The organism is Sporosarcina sp. P33 (genome assembly GCF_002077155.1).
In the GTDB taxonomy this organism is placed as follows: domain Bacteria; phylum Bacillota; class Bacilli; order Bacillales_A; family Planococcaceae; genus Sporosarcina.
This window is the reverse complement of the sequence record NZ_CP015027.1, coordinates 2327218-2345671: the sequence shown is the minus strand read 5'-3', so window position 1 is coordinate 2345671 and position 18454 is coordinate 2327218. Positions and strand designations below refer to the sequence as shown.

General features: G+C 46.1%; 18 protein-coding genes. 3 read left to right on the top strand and 15 right to left on the bottom strand.

The window, feature by feature from the left end:
* Positions 1–20 precede the first annotated feature (20 nt).
* The 3 genes from SporoP33_RS11685 to SporoP33_RS11675 are packed head-to-tail and all read left to right on the top strand — an operon-like array spanning position 21 to position 4230.
* Entirely contained in the window at positions 21–1214 is a 1194-nt protein-coding gene (locus SporoP33_RS11685; protein WP_304442086.1) for an iron-containing alcohol dehydrogenase, read from the top strand.
* Positions 1215–1223: 9 nt separating this feature from the next.
* Positions 1224–2804, top strand: a complete 1581-nt coding sequence (locus SporoP33_RS11680) for a GAF domain-containing sensor histidine kinase (protein WP_196796776.1) — start codon at positions 1224–1226, stop codon at positions 2802–2804.
* Positions 2805–2808: 4 nt separating this feature from the next.
* Entirely contained in the window at positions 2809–4230 is a 1422-nt protein-coding gene (locus SporoP33_RS11675; protein ID WP_081243869.1) for a sigma-54-dependent transcriptional regulator, read from the top strand.
* A gap of 60 nt (positions 4231–4290) precedes the next feature.
* Here SporoP33_RS11675 and SporoP33_RS11670 read toward each other — a convergent pair whose 3' ends face one another.
* The 15 genes from SporoP33_RS11670 to SporoP33_RS11600 form a co-directional block, all read right to left on the bottom strand.
* Entirely contained in the window at positions 4291–5445 is a 1155-nt protein-coding gene (locus SporoP33_RS11670) for an iron-containing alcohol dehydrogenase (RefSeq protein ID WP_081243868.1), read from the bottom strand.
* A 24-nt stretch (positions 5446–5469) separates the two neighbouring features.
* Positions 5470–7011 carry an aldehyde dehydrogenase gene (adh, locus tag SporoP33_RS11665; RefSeq protein ID WP_081243867.1) on the bottom strand — a complete coding sequence of 514 codons (1542 nt, stop codon included), beginning with the start codon at positions 7009–7011 and terminating at the stop codon, positions 5470–5472.
* A gap of 275 nt (positions 7012–7286) precedes the next feature.
* Positions 7287–7943 carry a M23 family metallopeptidase gene (locus tag SporoP33_RS11660; RefSeq protein ID WP_369821929.1) on the bottom strand — a complete coding sequence of 219 codons (657 nt, stop codon included), beginning with the start codon at positions 7941–7943 and terminating at the stop codon, positions 7287–7289.
* Between the two features lie 30 nt (positions 7944–7973).
* Complete coding sequence (spoIID, locus tag SporoP33_RS11655; protein WP_231293242.1) at positions 7974–8801, bottom strand: stage II sporulation protein D; 828 nt, start codon at positions 8799–8801, stop codon at positions 7974–7976.
* 209 nt (positions 8802–9010) lie between these two features.
* Positions 9011–10306 carry a UDP-N-acetylglucosamine 1-carboxyvinyltransferase gene (gene murA / locus SporoP33_RS11650; protein ID WP_081243864.1) on the bottom strand — a complete coding sequence of 432 codons (1296 nt, stop codon included), beginning with the start codon at positions 10304–10306 and terminating at the stop codon, positions 9011–9013.
* A gap of 533 nt (positions 10307–10839) precedes the next feature.
* Positions 10840–11073, bottom strand: coding sequence for a DUF1146 family protein (locus SporoP33_RS11645; protein ID WP_081243863.1), 234 nt, complete (start codon positions 11071–11073; stop codon positions 10840–10842).
* A gap of 73 nt (positions 11074–11146) precedes the next feature.
* Positions 11147–11551, bottom strand: coding sequence for a F0F1 ATP synthase subunit epsilon (locus SporoP33_RS11640; RefSeq protein ID WP_081243862.1), 405 nt, complete (start codon positions 11549–11551; stop codon positions 11147–11149).
* A gap of 24 nt (positions 11552–11575) precedes the next feature.
* Positions 11576–12991, bottom strand: a complete 1416-nt coding sequence (atpD, locus tag SporoP33_RS11635; protein ID WP_081243861.1) for a F0F1 ATP synthase subunit beta — start codon at positions 12989–12991, stop codon at positions 11576–11578.
* A 33-nt stretch (positions 12992–13024) separates the two neighbouring features.
* Positions 13025–13882 (bottom strand): ATP synthase F1 subunit gamma, encoded by an 858-nt coding sequence (gene atpG / locus SporoP33_RS11630; RefSeq protein ID WP_081243860.1) that lies wholly within the window; start codon positions 13880–13882, stop codon positions 13025–13027.
* A gap of 42 nt (positions 13883–13924) precedes the next feature.
* Complete coding sequence (gene atpA, locus SporoP33_RS11625) at positions 13925–15436, bottom strand: F0F1 ATP synthase subunit alpha (protein ID WP_081243859.1); 1512 nt, start codon at positions 15434–15436, stop codon at positions 13925–13927.
* Positions 15437–15460: 24 nt separating this feature from the next.
* Positions 15461–15997, bottom strand: coding sequence for a F0F1 ATP synthase subunit delta (locus SporoP33_RS11620; protein ID WP_081243858.1), 537 nt, complete (start codon positions 15995–15997; stop codon positions 15461–15463).
* Positions 15994–16545, bottom strand: coding sequence for a F0F1 ATP synthase subunit B (gene atpF / locus SporoP33_RS11615; protein ID WP_369821980.1), 552 nt, complete (start codon positions 16543–16545; stop codon positions 15994–15996). The genes SporoP33_RS11620 and atpF overlap by 4 nt, the downstream gene beginning before the upstream one ends.
* Positions 16546–16699: 154 nt before the next feature.
* A complete protein-coding gene (gene atpE / locus SporoP33_RS11610) occupies positions 16700–16912 on the bottom strand; it encodes a F0F1 ATP synthase subunit C (RefSeq protein ID WP_029053447.1) in 213 nt (70 codons plus the stop codon).
* A gap of 67 nt (positions 16913–16979) precedes the next feature.
* Positions 16980–17690 carry a F0F1 ATP synthase subunit A gene (atpB, locus tag SporoP33_RS11605; RefSeq protein ID WP_081243857.1) on the bottom strand — a complete coding sequence of 237 codons (711 nt, stop codon included), beginning with the start codon at positions 17688–17690 and terminating at the stop codon, positions 16980–16982.
* A 32-nt stretch (positions 17691–17722) separates the two neighbouring features.
* Positions 17723–18091, bottom strand: coding sequence for an ATP synthase subunit I (locus tag SporoP33_RS11600; RefSeq protein ID WP_081243856.1), 369 nt, complete (start codon positions 18089–18091; stop codon positions 17723–17725).
* Positions 18092–18454 lie beyond the last annotated feature (363 nt).

The window sequence follows — 18454 nt, the reverse complement described above, 5'->3', positions numbered from 1 at the left end:
CTTTCTCCCCAAACTGGAGAATGATATACTCGAATGAACAGACGGGATACATTAGAGAAGGGGGTCGGATCTTGTATAAATTTGTTATGCCTGAAGTAATTTTCGGCAAAGGGTCTATCGATCAAGCGGGAGACGGCTGTGCACGGCTTGGGGCTCAGCGGGTGCTGGTCGTTTCTGATGACGGTGTGCAAGCGGCGGGCTGGACGGGGCGTGTGATGGAAAGTTGCTTGTCTGCCGGCTTGTCAGTCTCGTTATTTACGGGCGTCAGCATAAATCCTACGAGTGAAGAAGTAGAAGCATGTGCCGGACAATATATTCAAGATTCATGTGATGCTGTATTGGGAGTGGGCGGCGGAAGTGTCCTCGATGTGGCAAAGGCGGCGGCTATCCTGGCAACGAACGGCGGACATATACGGGATTATGAAGGGATTGATCATATTCACAGACCGCTTCCGCCACTCGTCATGGTGACGACTACCGCAGGTTCGGGTTCAGATGTTTCGCAGTTTGCCATTATTCTTGACCCGGAACGCAAGAAGAAAATGACCATCGTGTCAAAGTCTTTAGTGCCGGATATTTCAATCGTCGACCCGGCTGTTCTCTCTACTAAAAGTGCACGTCTCACCGCTTCCACGGGGCTTGATGTTCTGACACATGCGATTGAATCTTATGTCAGTATCGCATCGACTCCCCTGACAGATGTGCATGCAAAAAGTTCAATTCAATTATGCGCCAAATATTTGCGTGAGTCAGTTGCTTCTGCGGATAACCAATATGCCAAGGAACAGATGGCAATTGCCAGTCTTCATGCGGGGCTTGCGTTTTCCAATGCAATTTTAGGTGCAGTTCACGCGATTGCCCATTCTATTGGCGGGCATTACCCTTTCCTGCATGGTGATATTAACGCCGTCATGCTGCCTCATGTTATGAAATTCAATGCGTCTGCAGCACCGGGCCGGTTCAAAGATATTGCACATTTATTAGGAGAAAATACAGATGGCCTTTCCAGCAGTGAGGCAAGTGATCTCGCGATTGCCCATGTAGAGCGGCTGGCCGTAGATATCGGTGCTCCGCTTACACTGACAGGTATGGGGTTCAAAGCAGAGTCTATTCCCATCATTAGTGAAATTTCATTGGAAGATGCCTGCATGATTACGAATCCCCGGATGATTACTGCTGATGAAGTCGCTGCACTTCTCTATCAGGCACTGTAGGTGATGAAAATGGATAAACGAGAAATGTTAGATTTATTGACCGGCGTTCAGTCCTCGAAGAAAAACTATTACTCCGAATTAAAAATGACGGTCGCTCAGCTGACGAAGAAAAACAGCCAATTGGAAATAATGAATACATTAATGAAGAATTTTGCGATTCATTCGTCGGTTCAACAGATGGTGCAGCAGACATTCTATGATTTACGGGGGATTTATCCTGTGGATCAAATTGGAATTCTGCTGAAGTCTGCGCCGTCATCCAGGCCGGATTATACCTATCCCTCTGCTGAGGATTCACATCTGCAGATGCCTGGAAGCGCATTATGCGCACAAGTGTATTCGACAGGGACCGGTTTTATCGATTCTTCGGGTGAACCGCCCGTTACCACTTGCTTAACCCCGTTAAAAAGCGGCAGTTCGATCATCGGCATTTTCTATTTGACGAGCTGCTCCGACTTTGCACCGTCGAATGAAGATATGGACTTTTTTCATCAGCTGGCTGGCCAAATTACGGTTTGTTTAGAGAATGCGCGGCTTTACAGTGAAGTATTGACCAGTAAGCAGCAATGGGAGGAAACGTTCCGGGCGGTGTCAGACGGCGTGCTGATCATATCTGCTGAAGGTGAAATCCAGCTTCAAAATGATGCAGCTCTTCATGCGTGGCAGCTTCAAACAGGCGAGAATATTGAAGCCTTCATGAACATTGCGGACCGGACAGGCACTAATCTGCTTGAAAGGACTATTGCCACCGGACTGCCCCAATCCGCGGATCTTCATTATGAGCGGCAGCTTTATGATTGTTCCTGTTTTCCTTTGATTGATGAAAACGGCAGATGTAAAGCGGCGGTCATGTACAGCAAGAATGTCACGAGTAAAAGGGAGATGGAAGTACAGCTCATGCACTCCAATCAGTTAGTGGCGATCGGGGAAATGGCGGCGGGTGTGGCACATGAATTGAATAATCCGCTGACTTCCATTATAGGAAACACGCAGCTGCTGCTGAGGAATCTGGACCCCCAAGATGCAGATTTTCCTCTTTTGGAGGATATTGATCTATGCGGAAAGCGGTGCCGAACGACTATTCGCAGCCTGCTGGCATTCTCCAGGCAGGAAAACAGTCCGCATACGGTATGCTGTCTGAATGACGCAGTCCATCAAGCGCTCGCACTGACCAAAAGACAATTTGAGAGTCAGAGGATTACTATTCATACCGAGCTGCCTTCACTTCCGCCGATACTCGGGAACATCCAGCAACTGAGTCAAATTCTAATCAACTTGCTGATCAATGCAAAAGATGCCCACGGACAACGCGAGCAAACCGAACGATATATTATGATTAAAACGCAGAAAGTGCAAGAGACGATTGAACTGACCGTGACTGATAATGCCCCTCCTATTGACCCGCAGATAATAGATGATATTTTTCATCCGTTTTTTACAACGAAGGACAGTGAAAACGGAACGGGTTTAGGCTTGTCTGTGAGTCTTGGTCTGGCACAGGCACATGGCGGTGAATTAACTTTCAAGCAGCTGGAATCCGATATAAAGGTATTCCGTTTAGCACTTCCCATTTTTTCTGAAAGGCAGTGATCTTTTGGTCCATTTATTACTTGTTGAAGATGAAGTGGAATTGGCCCGATTTTTGACACGGCTTTTTTCTCTGAAAGGCTTTGAAGTAACACATGTGAAAAGCGGAGCGGAGTTTGACAAGCTGCAGGATATTTCGGGGTTTGATCTGGCTTTTCTTGATGTTCGGCTGCCCGACCGCAATGGCATAGACATCCTGCAAGCGATGAAGGAAAAGGCGCCTGCCTGTCCGTGTGTCATTATGACCGGCTACAGCACAGTTAAGCTCGCCGTTGACGCCATGCGGTTTGGAGCCGCAGACTTCATTGAGAAACCGTTTGATGATATTTCAAAGATTGAGGAACTGGCAGACACTTTATTGCGCCCGTCAAAATCATCCGATCCATCCGGCCAGGCTGACTATGAACGTCTGGCCGAGGAGCTGGGGATTTTCCTGGGGCAGTCCGAAGATTTGCATGAAGTCTATCAACTCGCCTATCGTGTGGCAAACAAACATATTAACATTTTGATTGAAGGCGAAACTGGCACGGGCAAAGAGATGCTGACCAAGTTCATCCATGCTGCGAGTCACCGTTCTGCAGGGCCTCTGATTAGTGTAAACTGCGGTGCTTTGTCTGAAACTTTGCTGGAAAGTGAATTATTCGGTCATGTGAAAGGCTCATTTACAGGTGCCTTGGGAGACAGGGTCGGTTATTTTGAAGCTGCTTCAGCGGGGACATTATTTTTGGATGAAATTGCGGAGGCTTCTCCATCGACGCAAGTGAAGTTATTGCGCGTTCTGGAAACGGGGGAATATACCAAAACAGGCGGAACAGTTTCTGAAAAAACGGAGACACGCGTGATTGCCGCCTCCCATGTGAATTTGAAGACTGCCGTGCAGGAGGGAGCTTTCCGCGAAGATCTATTATACCGATTGGATGTCGTCAAACTTATAATCCCGCCGCTGAGAGCGCGCAAGATGGACATCCCGCACCTGATCACGCGTTTTCTGAATCAAAATGAAGAAGAATTGGTCTTCTCCGATGAAGCCTTCTCTGTCCTGCAGCACTATGAATGGCCGGGAAACATGAGGGAGCTCGCCAATACCCTTCGCCACATCAGTGCTGTTTCGCAAAAAGGAGCAGTTATTACACCGGCTCATCTCCCCTCAAAATTTACTGTTCAGCAGTCTGTTCTTCCTGAAAGGCTGCAGCCGCCGGATTTTTTAGATGAGTGGAAGGACTTCACAAAAGATATCAATGCCGTTTATACAGGCGAAATGAATGTTGACTTGGAATCTGTACTGAGCCATATGAAAGCGATGGAAAAGAAACTTGCCAAAGCACTAATCGAAAAAACTCTGGCCGAAACAATCGGCAACCGAAAAGAAGCTGCCCAAAAGCTCGGGATTACAGACCGTAAACTGCGCTACTACTTGAATGAAGTGTAATTCTCTATTCACACCAAGAAGGCAGAGAAGGGATTCCCCCCTCTCTGCCTCCATTTATACTTACATTGCATCCCGAATAATTTGCTTCACTTGCTCGAGTGTCGGCTTTCGAGGATTTGTGACTGCTGTTACGTCTTTCATTGCGTTTTCCGCCAGAATATCAATATCTTCCTCTTTTGCCCCCATTGCTTTAAAGCCGCTTGGTATGCCGAGATCGCGCGTGAAGCGTTCGAGTGCAGTAATTGCACTTTCAGCGGCATCTCTTGTGCTCATCCCTTCCGTACGAACTCCCAGGTAGCCTGCAATTTCCGCAAATCTCTCCTGTCTGGAAATTAAATTGAACCGGCAGACGTGCGGCAATAGAATCGCGTTACATTCTCCGTGCGGATAATTATAAAATCCTCCCATTTGATGCGCAATGGCATGCACATAACCGAGCGAAGCGTTGTTGAATGCCATGCCGCCCAGGAATTGAGCGTAGACCATCTGCTCGCGGGCTTCAATGTCCTCTCCATTCGCGACTGCGCGCGGCAAATACTTCGGAATGATTTTCATCGCTTGAATCGCACAAGCATCTGTCAGCGGATTTGCATTCGTGGAGACAAATGCCTCAATTGCATGTGTCAACGCATCTACGCCTGTTGCTGCAGTTAAAGCAACTGGTTTCTTGACCGTTAAATCAGGGTCGTTGATAGAGATCAGCGGTGTAATATGCTTATCAACGATTGCCATCTTCACTTTTTTCTCACTGTCTGTAATAATCGTGAATTTCGTCATCTCACTTGCCGTTCCAGATGTCGTATTGATCGCAATAAGCGGTGTGCTCGCATTCTCTGATTTGTCGACACCTTCATAGTCATGAATCCTGCCGCCATTCGCCGCTACCAGGCCGATGCCTTTTGCTGCATCATGTGAGCTTCCTCCGCCTAATGAAACAAGAGCATCACATTTTTCAGATTCAAATACAGCCAGTCCCTCTTCTACATTTCGATCCGTCGGGTTTGGTTCAGCTTCAGCAAAAATGGCTGCATCAATGCCTTCTTTGCGGATAATTTCTGCCACTTGTTCGGACATGCCCAGTGCATGCAAACCTGCATCTGTCACAATTAATGCTTTGCTGATCCCTAAGTCTTTTAATCTGACGCCTACTTCATTGATCGTTCCTCTTCCAAATAGGTTGATAGCCGGCATGTTAAATTGTGTTTGTTTACTCATGTAAATTCCCCCTCGTCTAGTTTTTTAAAAGAATCCTTGTTTGTTTTCATCGTAGCTCACCAGCATATTTTTCGTCTGCTGGTAGTGTGCAAGCATCTGCAAGTGGTTCTCACGCCCGATGCCAGATGCTTTGTAGCCGCCAAACGCAGCGTGCGCAGGGTATGCATGATAGCAATTCGTCCACACGCGGCCCGCCTGGATACCTCGCCCGAAGCGGTACGCGGTATTCACATCGCGCGTCCACACACCCGCGCCCAAACCGTACAATGTATCGTTCGCAATTTCCAATGCCTCTTCTTTATCTTTAAACGTGGTGACAGACAATACAGGCCCAAAAATCTCTTCCTGGAAGATACGCATTTTATTATGTCCTTTAAAAACCGTCGGCTTCACATAATACCCTTCCGTTAAATCGCCTTCGAGTTTGTTCTGCTCTCCGCCTGCCAGACATTCTGCACCTTCTTGTTTTCCGATATCCAGATAAGACAGAATCTTTTCCAGTTGTTCAGCAGACGCTTGCGCACCCATCATGACCGTTGGATCCAGGGGATTTCCAGTCTTGATCGCTTGAACACGCTTCAGGGCACGTTCCATGAACTGGTCGTAAATAGATTCCTGAATCAGCGCACGCGAAGGACATGTACACACCTCCCCTTGGTTCAAAGCAAACATGACAAAACCTTCAACTGCTTTATCGAGGAACGCATCATCTTTCGCCATCACATCTTCAAAGAAAATATTCGGGGATTTCCCGCCAAGCTCCAATGTAACTGGTATCAGATTTTCAGAGGCGTACTGCATGATCAGACGGCCTGTTGTTGTTTCTCCTGTAAATGCAATTTTGCTGATGCGCGGATTGGATGCCAGCGGCTTTCCTGCCTCTACTCCAAATCCGCTGACTACGTTCAACACTCCTGCCGGCAGCAAGTCTTCAATTAATTCAACCAGCACCAAGATCGATGCGGGCGTTTGCTCGGCTGGTTTTAATACGATACAATTTCCTGCAGCCAATGCCGGAGCAAGCTTCCACACAGCCATCAGAATCGGGAAGTTCCAAGGAATGATCTGTCCCACAACCCCCAGCGGCTCATGGAAATGATACGCCACCGTGCCGTTGTCAATCTGGCTGACTCCGCCTTCCTGTGCACGAATTGCCGATGCGAAATAACGGAAGTGATCTGCTGCCAGCGGAATGTCTGCATTCAATGTTTCACGTATAGCTTTTCCGTTGTCCCATGTTTCGGCTACAGCGAGCATTTCCAAATTCTCTTCGATACGATCTGCAATCTTCAGCAAAATATTTGCACGCTCAGTAACCGATGTCTTTCCCCATGCGTCCTTTGCTGCGTGGGCTGCATCCAGAGCCAGCTCAATGTCTTCTTCTGTACCTCTTGCCACTTGAGTGAACACTTTCCCCGTCACAGGCGTTGTGTTATCAAAATACTGCCCTTTTACAGGTGCTGTCCATTTCCCGCCGATGAAATGATCATATCTCTTCTTAAAATGAACCTTGGCATGTTCAGTATTAGGAAACGCATAAACAGTACTTTCTGATGTTTGCACCATATCGCTTCACACTCCAGACTTTCATAGTTAGATTTTCGCAGCGCTTACGTTCTCGTCTCCTTTCTTTTCAGCCACCAATGAAAACGCTTACTATTATCTATTGCAATTTCCGTGCCAAGTGCAAGAATCGCATACTATTACGTTTTTTGTTGTGAAAATTTCTTTATTTAGCCGAAAGTTCGGCTGATCTGCCGTTTCTGCGGCTGTTCACGACGATAATTCGTCACACAAAAAAGCCATTCCGGGGGGGCTGGAATGGCTTGGTTGCTGTCGTATTAAAATGCCAGGAAATCATGCGGATTGACTGATACGCCGTCTTGCTGGATTTCAAATTGCAAGTGAACACCGGCTTCAGGATTCCATTCATTCTGTGTAGTCGTAGCAAGCACTTGACCCTGCTGGACGGTGTCGCCTTCTTTTACAAGCACACCTGTCAATGAACCGTAGACTGTTGTCTTGCCGTCAGCGTGTTTAATTCTGACTTCTGTTCCTTTGAATGAATCCACGATGACTTCTTCCACGGTACCGCTCATTGCGGCTACAGCTTCAAACGGCTCGCCGTCCATCGAGAGGGACAGGCCTTTGCTTGTAACATATGTCTGTTTGAATACGAGCAGCGCTTTTTCACGTACTGCTTCTTCAGCATCAGGATCATAAAATTCCTGTAAAATGGCGACTTGATCTAGTTGATCTTCATGAAATGGATACTTGAGTGTTTCTTTTGTTGCATTTGTTTCTACTGTAACATCTTTCTTTGGCTGATCTACTTTTGCTACTTCAGACGGTGCTGCATCTTCCGTCGTCAATGCGGTGTATCCCCATACCATGCCGATGAATAAGAGCGCAACGCTCGTATAAATGGCAGGCCAGAACCAGCCGTTCTTCATTTTCTTTTTCTCCTGAGAAGGGGCCTTTGGTTTTTCTTCTCGCATATTCATCACCTCACTTGCATTCTTTGCAAGTTACGGGGATTTTAAACATCGGTCTTCAGGTAAATTTATTTTTTGGATTTTTGTGCCTGTATAATAGTGGGCCAGAATCTGATCCGCCGTCCATCCTTTTTGCGCAAACGCCTCTGCGCCGTACTGGCTCATCCCTACGCCATGGCCATAGCCAACGGTCGTAATATGGACGATTTGATTGTTGACGTCATAGGCGATATTGAAATCAGTGGAGGCTAATTGAAGCTTTTCGCGAATCTGGCGTCCGCTCGTTTCATATTTACCTGAGATGATTTTCTGAACCCGGCCTGTCTGATTGCGCACTAGCTTCAGTTCGCGGAATTCATTGGCATCCCAGTTCAGTCCGAGTTTACGGTTCCATTCCGTAAGTGTCAGTTGCTGCTTTCTTTCTACAGTGGGTGCGACGTCTTCCTCGCCGGGACTCTCAACACTTTGAAGGTATTCAACCGGATTGCCGCTGAAATTTTGGGCGGCTTCCGTTTTTCCATTAGATGTAGAAAAAAACATGGCGGAGATGATTTCTTCTCCGTGAACGATGATTTTACCTTTCGTTGATTCTGCTGCCTGACGAACTTTCTTTTCATTGTCTTTAAATGATTTGCCCCAGCGCTCTTTGCGTTCGGCTTCTGTGCGGTATACTTGCGCAGACACATCCTTTGCAATCGGCTTGGCCCCTTTATCAGTGTTTCTTGCGGCGTATGTGCGGGCGGCGATCACTTGGGCTTTTAAAGCCTCTTCATGGAAGTCAGCCGGCATTTCTCCGGCTACAACACCCACCACGTATTCTTCCAGTGGAATCGGCTCGTCCACCCCTATGACCGAAATCATTACATCGCAATAGGTCTCCTCTCGTTGGTCTGCCAGCTGCAGCTCTGGCGCTTGTCTTACAAGAATTGGAATAAAAAATAAGCTAAGAATAATGAATAAAAGGAGTAGTTTTTTGTACATACTAGACTATATGTTGAGGATGAAGAGGGTATTCCAAGACTTTTTCAATCAAAAAACCATGAACAGCAAGCTGTCCATGGTTCTGTAAGTTACACTAATTGAGATTCAGTAATTTCCTGTTCAGAAGAAACACGGGTAATGTCTGCGCCTAGAGCTTTAAGCTTCTTATCGAAGTTTACATATCCGCGGTCCAAGTGAATGAGTTCAGTCACACGTGTAACACCTTCTGCTACAAGTCCGGCCAGGATGAGTGATGCAGCGGCGCGCAAGTCTGTGGCTGCGACTTCCGCTCCCTGGATTTTTGAAGGGCCTGAAACAATAACAGAACGTCCTTCGATTTTCACATCCGCGTTCATACGGCGGAATTCTTCCACGTGCATAAAACGATTTTCAAATACAGTTTCCGTCAGCACACCTATGCCTGTAGCTTTTAACATCAATGCCATCATTTGTGACTGCATATCTGTCGGGAAGCCAGGGTGCGGCATCGTCTTCAGGTCAACTGCCTTCAGCGGATGCGTCGCTGTTACACGGACCCCTTCATCCAATACAGTAATAGTTACGCCCATTTCCGTTAACTTAGAAATTAACGCAGTAGAGTGTTCAGGTACTGCATTTTCAATCACGACGTCTCCGCCGGTGATTGCTGCAGCCACCATGAATGTCCCGGCTTCGATACGATCCGGAATAATATGATGAGTAGATGCATAAAGTGTCGGAACACCTTCAATACGAATATTATCTGTACCTGCTCCTACTACTTTACCGCCCATTTCATTGATGAAGTTCGCCAAGTCTACAATTTCCGGTTCTTTAGCGGCGTTCTCAATGACGGTCGTGCCTTCTGCTAATGCAGCAGCTGTCATAATATTTTCCGTTGCACCTACGCTCGGGAAGTCCAAATAGATTTTCGCGCCTTTTAATCGGCCGTCTACTTTCGCTTCAACATGTCCATGACCAAATGTAATTTCCGCGCCCATTGCTTCAAAGCCTTTTAAGTGCTGATCGATCGGTCTTGACCCAATTGCACAGCCGCCTGGTAATGCGACACGCGCAAATCCGTTACGGGCCAGCAGCGGTCCCATTACTAAAATGGATGCGCGCATTTTACGTACAAATTCAAATTGTGCTTCATCTGCCAGTCTGCCGCGTGAATCTACGATGACTTCCCCTTTTTCAGGGTCATGCGTAATTTTTGCATTTAAACTTTTGAGCACTTCATTGATTGTCCGAACATCTGACAGGTTCGGAACATCACGAATGACGTTCACTCCTTCAGATGCTAATAAAGCAGCAGCCAAGATCGGTAATACCGCGTTCTTCGCACCTTCTACACGTACGTTCCCTTTTAAAGTACGCCCGCCGTTAATAATAATTTTTTCCACCAGTAGCCCCTCCGAGTCCAATTTATCCTTCACCCACAGCCTATTTTTCAAAAGTCGTCTATAAACATTTTCAGTGTTGTGTCCAAGTCTTTATTATTTACCATAATTCACATATAAAACATATACTATTGTACCTTGTAAAACTTCACTAAACAAGTATCTTCCGGCGCAGTTTTGCGTTATTTCTTGCGTGCTGTAGTATATGTGAGGATCTGACACAAAGTGCTTACATATGACTGATCTTTTTAAGCCACATTACACGTAATACCCCATATTCCTACAGTTTACACGCTTTCGATGTTAAATTTGTTTCACATATATTACAGATTGACAGCAGCTAAGGTATTTAAAATGAATAGTTTGGGCTTTTTCTTCCCAATTCTTCGCTCGGACTCCAGCTGCCATTGTCTTGCTATCATTGTGTATTTATCTTTTTTTAACTCAGATCAGTAAGTACTTTCAAACGTTTAATTTCTTTCAGCCAGAGTTCTGATTCCTGCTGTTGATTCTCGTAGAGCTTCAGCTGAAGGAAATCAAAACCAGGTTGCCCATCTCCCTGACCAATAGGATATGTCTAAAAAGAATTTTGATACGGTAGATCCAATTGCAATACTTAGCAAAATAAACAAAAGTTGTGTTTGGAATACGCGGTTTTTTCGAATGATCGCTTCCGGCAGAATTGCCTGCAGTGCGTAGAAGCTGACGCCGATGAAGAAAATGTGAGATACAATTGCGAGCAGCGGATTGCTGCCTAGCATGCTGTCCATTTCTGACACTCCTCTTACTCAAGATAAAGAAAACGGGCGGACAGAAAATCGTCTGTCCGCCCATTTTTATAAATTAAATACGTTGTTCATACACTTGCATGCGGTTGATCGCACGCTTCAAATCAAGCTCATATAAGCGCTGACTAAGATCATCGGATTTATTCTTCAAATCTTGTTCTGCTTTTTCTGCAGCTCTTTTTGCACGCGCAATATCAATGGACTCAGCCATTTCCGCACTCTGTGCCAATACAGTAACCACTTCAGGACGGACCTCAATGAAGCCTCCGTGGACTGCGACAGTTTCTGTTTTACCGTCTGTTTTCAGGCGGAGTGCACCAATTTGAAGCGGAGCGACCATTGCGATGTGGCCGGGAAGAACCCCGATCTCACCAGCTTCGGTGACTGCAATCACCATGTTCGCGTCCATTTCACAAACAGGGCCGTCGGGAGTGACGATATTCACTTTGATTTTACTCATTTTTTTCCCTCCTGGTCCCTTTTCTTAGACTTCTACGCCCATGCCTTTTGCTTTTTCGATAACTTCTTCGATACGTCCGACCAAACGGAACGCGTCTTCAGGCAAGTGATCATACTTACCTTCCAGAATTTCAGCAAAGCCTTTGATCGTTTCAGCAACTGGAACGTAAGAACCTTTTTGTCCTGTAAACTGCTCAGCAACGTGGAAGTTTTGAGACAGGAAGAACTGAATACGACGAGCGCGGTCAACAACCTGCTTGTCATCTTCGTCCAACTCATCCATACCCAAGATTGCGATGATATCCTGCAACTCACGGTATCGCTGAAGAGTTGTTTGTACTTCACGAGCTACACGGTAGTGTTCCGGTCCAACGATTTCTGCACTCAATGCACGTGAAGATGAAGCTAACGGATCCACAGCCGGGTAAATACCCATCTCTGAAAGTTTACGCTCCAAGTTCGTTGTAGCATCTAAGTGAGCGAAAGTTGTTGCCGGAGCTGGATCCGTATAGTCATCCGCTGGTACATAGATCGCTTGGATCGATGTAACCGATCCTTTATTTGTAGAAGTAATACGCTCTTGTAACTGACCCATTTCTGTAGCCAATGTCGGCTGGTAACCAACCGCAGAAGGCATACGTCCAAGAAGGGCAGAAACTTCAGAACCTGCTTGTGTAAAGCGGAAGATGTTATCGATGAACAATAGAACGTCCTGTCCTTGCTCATCACGGAAATATTCAGCCATTGTCAAACCAGAAAGTGCTACGCGCATACGTGCACCAGGCGGCTCGTTCATCTGACCGAATACCATTGCCGTTTTCTTGATAACGCCTGAATCTGTCATTTCAAAGAACAAGTCATTACCTTCACGAGTACGTTCTCCAACACCTGCGAATACGGAAATACCTCCGTGCTCTTGTGCGATGTTGTTGATCAATTCCTGGATTAGAACTGTTTTACCAACTCCCGCACCACCGAAGAGTCCGATTTTACCACCCTTGATGTATGGTGCAAGCAAGTCAACAACTTTAATTCCAGTTTCAAGAATTTCTACCTCAGTGGAAAGGTGTTCGAATGTTGGTGCAGAACGGTGAATTGGATCACGTTGTGCATCAGCAGGAATTGGCTCTGCTAAGTCGATTTCCTCGCCTAGTACGTTAAATACACGTCCGAGTGTAATGTCACCGACTGGAACTGAAATAGGCGCACCTGTATTTTCTACCGGTGTTCCGCGTTTCAGACCGTCTGTCGAGGACATCGCAATCGTACGAACCGCATCGTCACCAAGGTGAAGTGCTACTTCTAAAGTCAACACCTCGACCACTCCATTGGAACGATCGATATTAACCTTCAATGCGTTATAGATCGCTGGAAGCTGACCGTCTTCGAATTTAACGTCAACAACCGGACCCATAACTTGAAGAATATGTCCATTACTCATGCTTTTCCCTCCTGTCTTACTCTTTCAAATCTATTATTCGAGTGCTGCCACGCCGGCTACGATTTCAGTGATTTCCTGAGTGATCGCCGCTTGACGTGCACGGTTAAATTGTAATGTTAACGAATCGATTAGTTCAGACGCGTTGTCTGTCGCCGTCTTCATCGCTGTCATACTGGAAGCATGTTCGCTCGCTTTTCCATCGAGTACCGCTCCATAAATGAGGCTCTCCGTGTATTGCGGGAGAAGTGTTTCGAGAATCGCTTCTGCTGAAGGCTCGAACTCATAAGATGAAGTAGCCGATACGGATGAAATATCTGTGAGTGGAAGCAATTTACGTTCAGTTGCTTCGTTGGAGATGGCGGAGATGAAATGGTTGTAATACAAGTACACTTCATCATAGACGCCTTCTGTGAACATGCCAACAGCCCGATTCGCGATATCTTTTACTTCTTCAAAACGCGGGTGATCCGAAAGTCCGATCAGGCTTTCTTCGATCTGGAAGCCCAGACGGCCGAAGAATTCATAGCCTTTACGGCCGATTGCGATAATGACCACTTCGTCTTTCGACTTGTGGCGCTGTTCGATTGCGCGGGTAACAGCACGGAAAATATGTGCGTTATATCCACCAACCAGTCCGCGGTCAGAAGTAACTACGATGTACGCAGTTTTCTTCACGGGACGTGCAGTCAATAGAGGGTGCCCGGAATCTTTCGTTACAGCTGCAATGGCACCGACTACTTCTTCCACTTTATCCATGTACGGAACGAATTTCTTCGCATTTACCTCTGCACGGTTCAGTTTGGAAGCAGATACCATTTGCATCGCTTTCGTGATTTGACTCGTCTTTTTCGTTGAAGCAATACGGCTTTCTATCTCGCGTAAGGACGCCACTGGCTATTCACCACCTTTATTTTAAGATCCATTCAATAAAAATTACGCTTCAGAAGTCACGAAGTTTTTCTTGAATTCTTTGAACGCTGCGCTCATTACGTCATCAGCCGGAAGATCTTTTGTAGTACGGATGTGGTCATACACTTCCGTGTGGTTGGATTCTAGCCAGCTAGTGATTTCACTTTCAAAGCGCAATACGTCTTTTACTGGAATATCGTCAAGGTAACCGCGTGTCAGTGCATATAGACTGATTACTTGGTACTCGACTTTCAACGGCTTGTTCAAGTCCTGCTTCAAGATTTCAACTGTGCGCTGACCGCGGTCCAGTTTCGCTCTTGTGCTTGGGTCCAGATCCGAACCGAATTGTGAGAATGCCTCTAGCTCACGGAATGCTGCCAGGTCCAAACGAAGTGTACCCGCAACTTTCTTCATTGCTTTAATCTGTGCTGATCCACCTACACGGGATACGGAAAGACCGGCGTTGATCGCTGGACGTACACCCGAGAAGAACAAGTCAGACTGCAAGAAGATTTGTCCGTCTGTGATAGAGATAACGTTTGTTGGGATATAAGCGGAGATATCTCCAGCCTGTGTCTCAACGAACGGTAATGCTGTGATTGAACCTGCTCCGAGGTCGTCATTCAATTTTGCAGCACGCTCAAGTAGGCGGCTGTGCAAGTAGAATACATCCCCTGGATATGCTTCACGGCCCGGAGGACGACGAAGAAGCAACGAAAGTTCACGGTAAGCTGCTGCCTGTTTAGATAGGTCATCATAAACGATTAGTACGTGCTTGCCTGCGAACATGAACTCTTCTGCCATCGAAATACCTGTATATGGTGCCAAGAATAGCATTGGCGACGGACTTGATGCAGATGCAGTTACTACGATTGTGTAATCTAGAGCACCGTTTTTACGCAGTGTTTCAACGACTCCACGAACAGTAGATTCTTTTTGACCAATAGCAACATAGATACAGATCATGTCCTGGTCTGCCTGGTTCAGGATAGCGTCAATTGCAACAGTAGTCTTACCTGTTTGACGGTCACCGATGATTAATTCACGCTGTCCGCGGCCGATTGGAACTAGAGCGTCAATCGCTTTGATTCCTGTTTGCAGTGGTTCGTGAACTGATTTACGCGCCATAACCCCTTGTGCCGGGCTTTCGATAGGGCGTGTTTTTGTTGTGTTGATCGGACCTAGTCCATCAACTGGCTGTCCAAGTGAATTGACGACACGGCCGATCAATTCTTCTCCGACTGGTACTTCCATAATACGACCTGTACGACGAACTTCATCGCCTTCTTTAATGTCTGTGTATGGCCCAAGGATAACGATACCTACGTTGTTCGCTTCCAAGTTTTGTGCCAGACCCATTACGCCGGTAGAGAACTCAAGAAGTTCCCCCGCCATGACATTGTCGAGGCCATGAGCAAGTGCGATACCGTCACCTACACGGATTACAGTACCTGTTTCACTTACTTCCATTTCAGACTGATAATTTTCGATCTGCTGCTTAATCAGACCGCTAATTTCCTCAGCTTTGATGCCCATGTATGTCACCCCTCTTAATTCAAATTAATTGATTAATTGACGTTCAAGACGCGCTAACTTCGCGCTGATGCTGCTGTCGTAAATTTGATTGCCGATCTGAAGGCGAATGCCGCCGATCAGGCTAGGATCAATTACGTTTTCGATATGCAATGATTGTTTCCCTACTTTGTGCGCGAACGCAGCAGAGATCGCTGTACTTTCTTCATCAGAAAGCGGACGTGTAGAGAAGACTTTCGCTTCGGCAACTCCAGAAGCTTCGTTAGCGAGCTCTTGGAAGTCTTCGATTAGATTGCCGATTTCTCCGATACGGCCTGCATCGATCAGCACGTAAAGTGTGTTCAATACAAGCTGGTTCGCTCCGCTGAATAGCTGACCAATCAATTCTTTTTTCTTTTGAATAGAGAACTTCGGTGAGATTAACATCTCGTCAAATTGCTTTTCTTCAGCGAACACTTTTTTTAATTCTTTTAGATCTGACTGCACAGCAAGCGTTTGCTGCTTTTCCTGTGCGGCTTCAAACAATGCAACGGCATAACGTTTTGCGATTACCGATTGGCTCATCGCCCTTCGCCTGCCTTCACAATCGTTTCTTCGATCAATGCGCGGTTATCTTCTTCGGAAATTTCTTTCCCAAGAACTTTAGACGCAGCCAAGATAGAAAGAGATACGAATTCTTCGCGAACTGCTGCAACTGCTTTCTCTTTTTCTGTAGCGATTTCGAGAGTTGCAGATTCTTTCATACGGTTTACTTCAGCGCGTGCAGCCGTAATCAGCTCTTCACGTTGAGTGTCACCTTGTTTCTTCGCTGTTTCAACGATAGATTGTGCGTTGTCACGTGCTTCTTTCAATAGCGCACGCTGTTCTTCAAGAAGCTTTGCAGATTCTTGACGGCTTGCTTCGGCCTGTTCGATCTCCGTGGCGATTAATTGCGCCCGCTGATCCATCACGCCCATTAACGGACCCCATGCAAACTTCTTCAGAAGTACCATGAGAATCGTGAAAAATACGACAGTGACGATGATGTCACCCAAATTGAGTCGTTGGTTCAAACTAGCTAAAAATCCTGCGTCAGCTTCTGCTGATAAAAGGACGAAGGTATCCAACACGATTGTTTCACTCCCTTCAAGAGCTCATGACTCTTTCGTTTCAATGTTCTGCCGTTACCGGCAAAATTATTCTATGTTCTGTTCGTTCATGCATTTGTTTCACCACATAAAGCATGGCGAAGAACATTACTACGTGCTTCGCCATATTGCGCAATAATTATTTGTTCATTACGATAAACGCGATAACAGTTGCGATGATTGGAAGTGCCTCAACCAATGCAACCCCGATGAACATTGTTGTTTGAAGAACGCCGCGTGCTTCTGGCTGGCGAGCGATCCCTTCAACTGTCTTAGAAACGATCAAACCGTTACCGATACCTGCACCAAGTGCACCTAGACCAACTGCAATAGCTGCTGCTAATAAACCCATACCCATAGTGTATTTCCTCCTAATATTTTGTGTAGTTTTGTTCCCCTAAAATAGGGTAAATATATGTTTAGTGGTCCGTGCTGACTTTGTGAGCCATATAGACCATCGTTAACATAACAAAGATAAATGCCTGGATTGCCCCGATAAATACCGAGAATCCGAGCCATGCCAGTGCTGGAATCACAGCTCCGGCTAAACCGAAGATACTGGAAGCACCCAATGCTGCAAGCAAACCGATTAAGATTTCACCTGCGAAAATGTTACCGTAAAGACGAAGACCGAGTGTCAGCGTATTTGCGAATTCTTCAATGATTTTTAGTGGAGCCAAGAATGGAATCGGCTGGAAGTATGTTTTGAAATACCCGCCTACTCCGAGCTGCTTCACACCATAGAAATGCGTTAACGCAACAACTGTAGCAGCGAGGGTTAACGTGATAACTGGATCGGCTGTCGGTGATTTCCACCAAAGTTGGTCATCCCATACGATTGCGAATGGAAGTCCGAGCATATTCGCCACGAAGACAAACATGATTAACGTAATACCCAGCACGTGGAAGCGGCCTCCCGTTTTCCAGTCCATGTTATTTTTGATGATGCCTTTGACGAAGTCCATTACCCACTCCATGAAGTTTTGCATACCCGTCGGTTTCATTTGAAGACGCCGCGTAGATGCAACTGCAATCAGGAAGACTACCAGACAAGTCACAAATAACATCAAGATATTCGATGGGTTGAACCCGATTCCGAATAAAATAAACTGAGGATTTTCATGATTCACGTTTTTGTTCACCTCCCCTTGCTAGTAAAGTGTCAATGCTTCCAATGGAACAGCAGATGACCAGTAAACAGCAATGCGTAGGGTATCATTAACCCGATTACCGTGCTGATCAAATCGAACTCCTCCGGCATTACGAGTGCAATGGCCGCAGCCGCTACACCTGATGCAAAACGTAAACCCATACCTAATGACTTCGCACGCGTTTCTTCCGTAATCGAACGGTCAAACCGCTCCATACGCCGTAATAAAATCCAAAAGTTATACATACCGAAAAGTGAACCTAAGATGAGTCCCGCGAAGATAGTACGGTAGTCCAATAAGAACCAGCCGAGCACGAACAATGCTAGCAAAAAAAAGAAACCCTTCTTTTGCTGTTTGAATATTTCCTGCATACTTTGCATTGTCGATTCTCCCAATTCGTATTTGGATTCCAGCGTCTGAAGTGTTCAGTAGTTCCCGACGATTGTCGAGAGAGATGAGTCTTTGTCGTTTTGATCTTGTTTCAACGACATAGATTCCTTGCAAAGGAACCTGGAAATTGTAAGTGAATCGCCTGTACCGTCCACCAGGTGACGTTGCTATGAGCGACATCCGCAAATGGTTGGTTTTTGGCGTTTCTGAGTGAAGACTAGAAACTTCTAAAACATCATTTTTGTACTCAACATATGTATGAGTTCCTTATCAATCTTACCCTTTGTTAGCATACAATAGGGGGTTTTTTATGTCAATTGATTCAGGTGAATTAATTCACAATGCGTTCTCTT

What these genes read in the sequence shown, in the direction of transcription:
- SporoP33_RS11670 (WP_081243868.1), bottom strand. Translation starts at nt 5,445, where the DNA reads ATGAGTAAACAAACACAATTTAACATGCCGGCTATCAACCTATTTGGA.
- atpA (WP_081243859.1), bottom strand. Translation starts at nt 15,436, where the DNA reads ATGGGCATCAAAGCTGAGGAAATTAGCGGTCTGATTAAGCAGCAGATC.
- SporoP33_RS11620 (WP_081243858.1), bottom strand. Translation starts at nt 15,997, where the DNA reads ATGAGCCAATCGGTAATCGCAAAACGTTATGCCGTTGCATTGTTTGAA.
- SporoP33_RS11640 (WP_081243862.1), bottom strand. Translation starts at nt 11,551, where the DNA reads ATGAGTAAAATCAAAGTGAATATCGTCACTCCCGACGGCCCTGTTTGT.
- atpE (WP_029053447.1), bottom strand. Translation starts at nt 16,912, where the DNA reads ATGGGTTTATTAGCAGCAGCTATTGCAGTTGGTCTAGGTGCACTTGGT.
- spoIID (WP_231293242.1), bottom strand. Translation starts at nt 8,801, where the DNA reads ATGATTTCGGTCATAGGGGTGGACGAGCCGATTCCACTGGAAGAATAC.
- atpD (WP_081243861.1), bottom strand. Translation starts at nt 12,991, where the DNA reads ATGAGTAATGGACATATTCTTCAAGTTATGGGTCCGGTTGTTGACGTT.
- SporoP33_RS11600 (WP_081243856.1), bottom strand. Translation starts at nt 18,091, where the DNA reads ATGCAAAGTATGCAGGAAATATTCAAACAGCAAAAGAAGGGTTTCTTT.
- adh (WP_081243867.1), bottom strand. Translation starts at nt 7,011, where the DNA reads ATGGTGCAAACATCAGAAAGTACTGTTTATGCGTTTCCTAATACTGAA.
- SporoP33_RS11685 (WP_304442086.1), top strand. Translation starts at nt 21, where the DNA reads ATGATATACTCGAATGAACAGACGGGATACATTAGAGAAGGGGGTCGG.
- SporoP33_RS11645 (WP_081243863.1), bottom strand. Translation starts at nt 11,073, where the DNA reads ATGGACAGCATGCTAGGCAGCAATCCGCTGCTCGCAATTGTATCTCAC.
- SporoP33_RS11660 (WP_369821929.1), bottom strand. Translation starts at nt 7,943, where the DNA reads ATGCGAGAAGAAAAACCAAAGGCCCCTTCTCAGGAGAAAAAGAAAATG.
- SporoP33_RS11680 (WP_196796776.1), top strand. Translation starts at nt 1,224, where the DNA reads ATGGATAAACGAGAAATGTTAGATTTATTGACCGGCGTTCAGTCCTCG.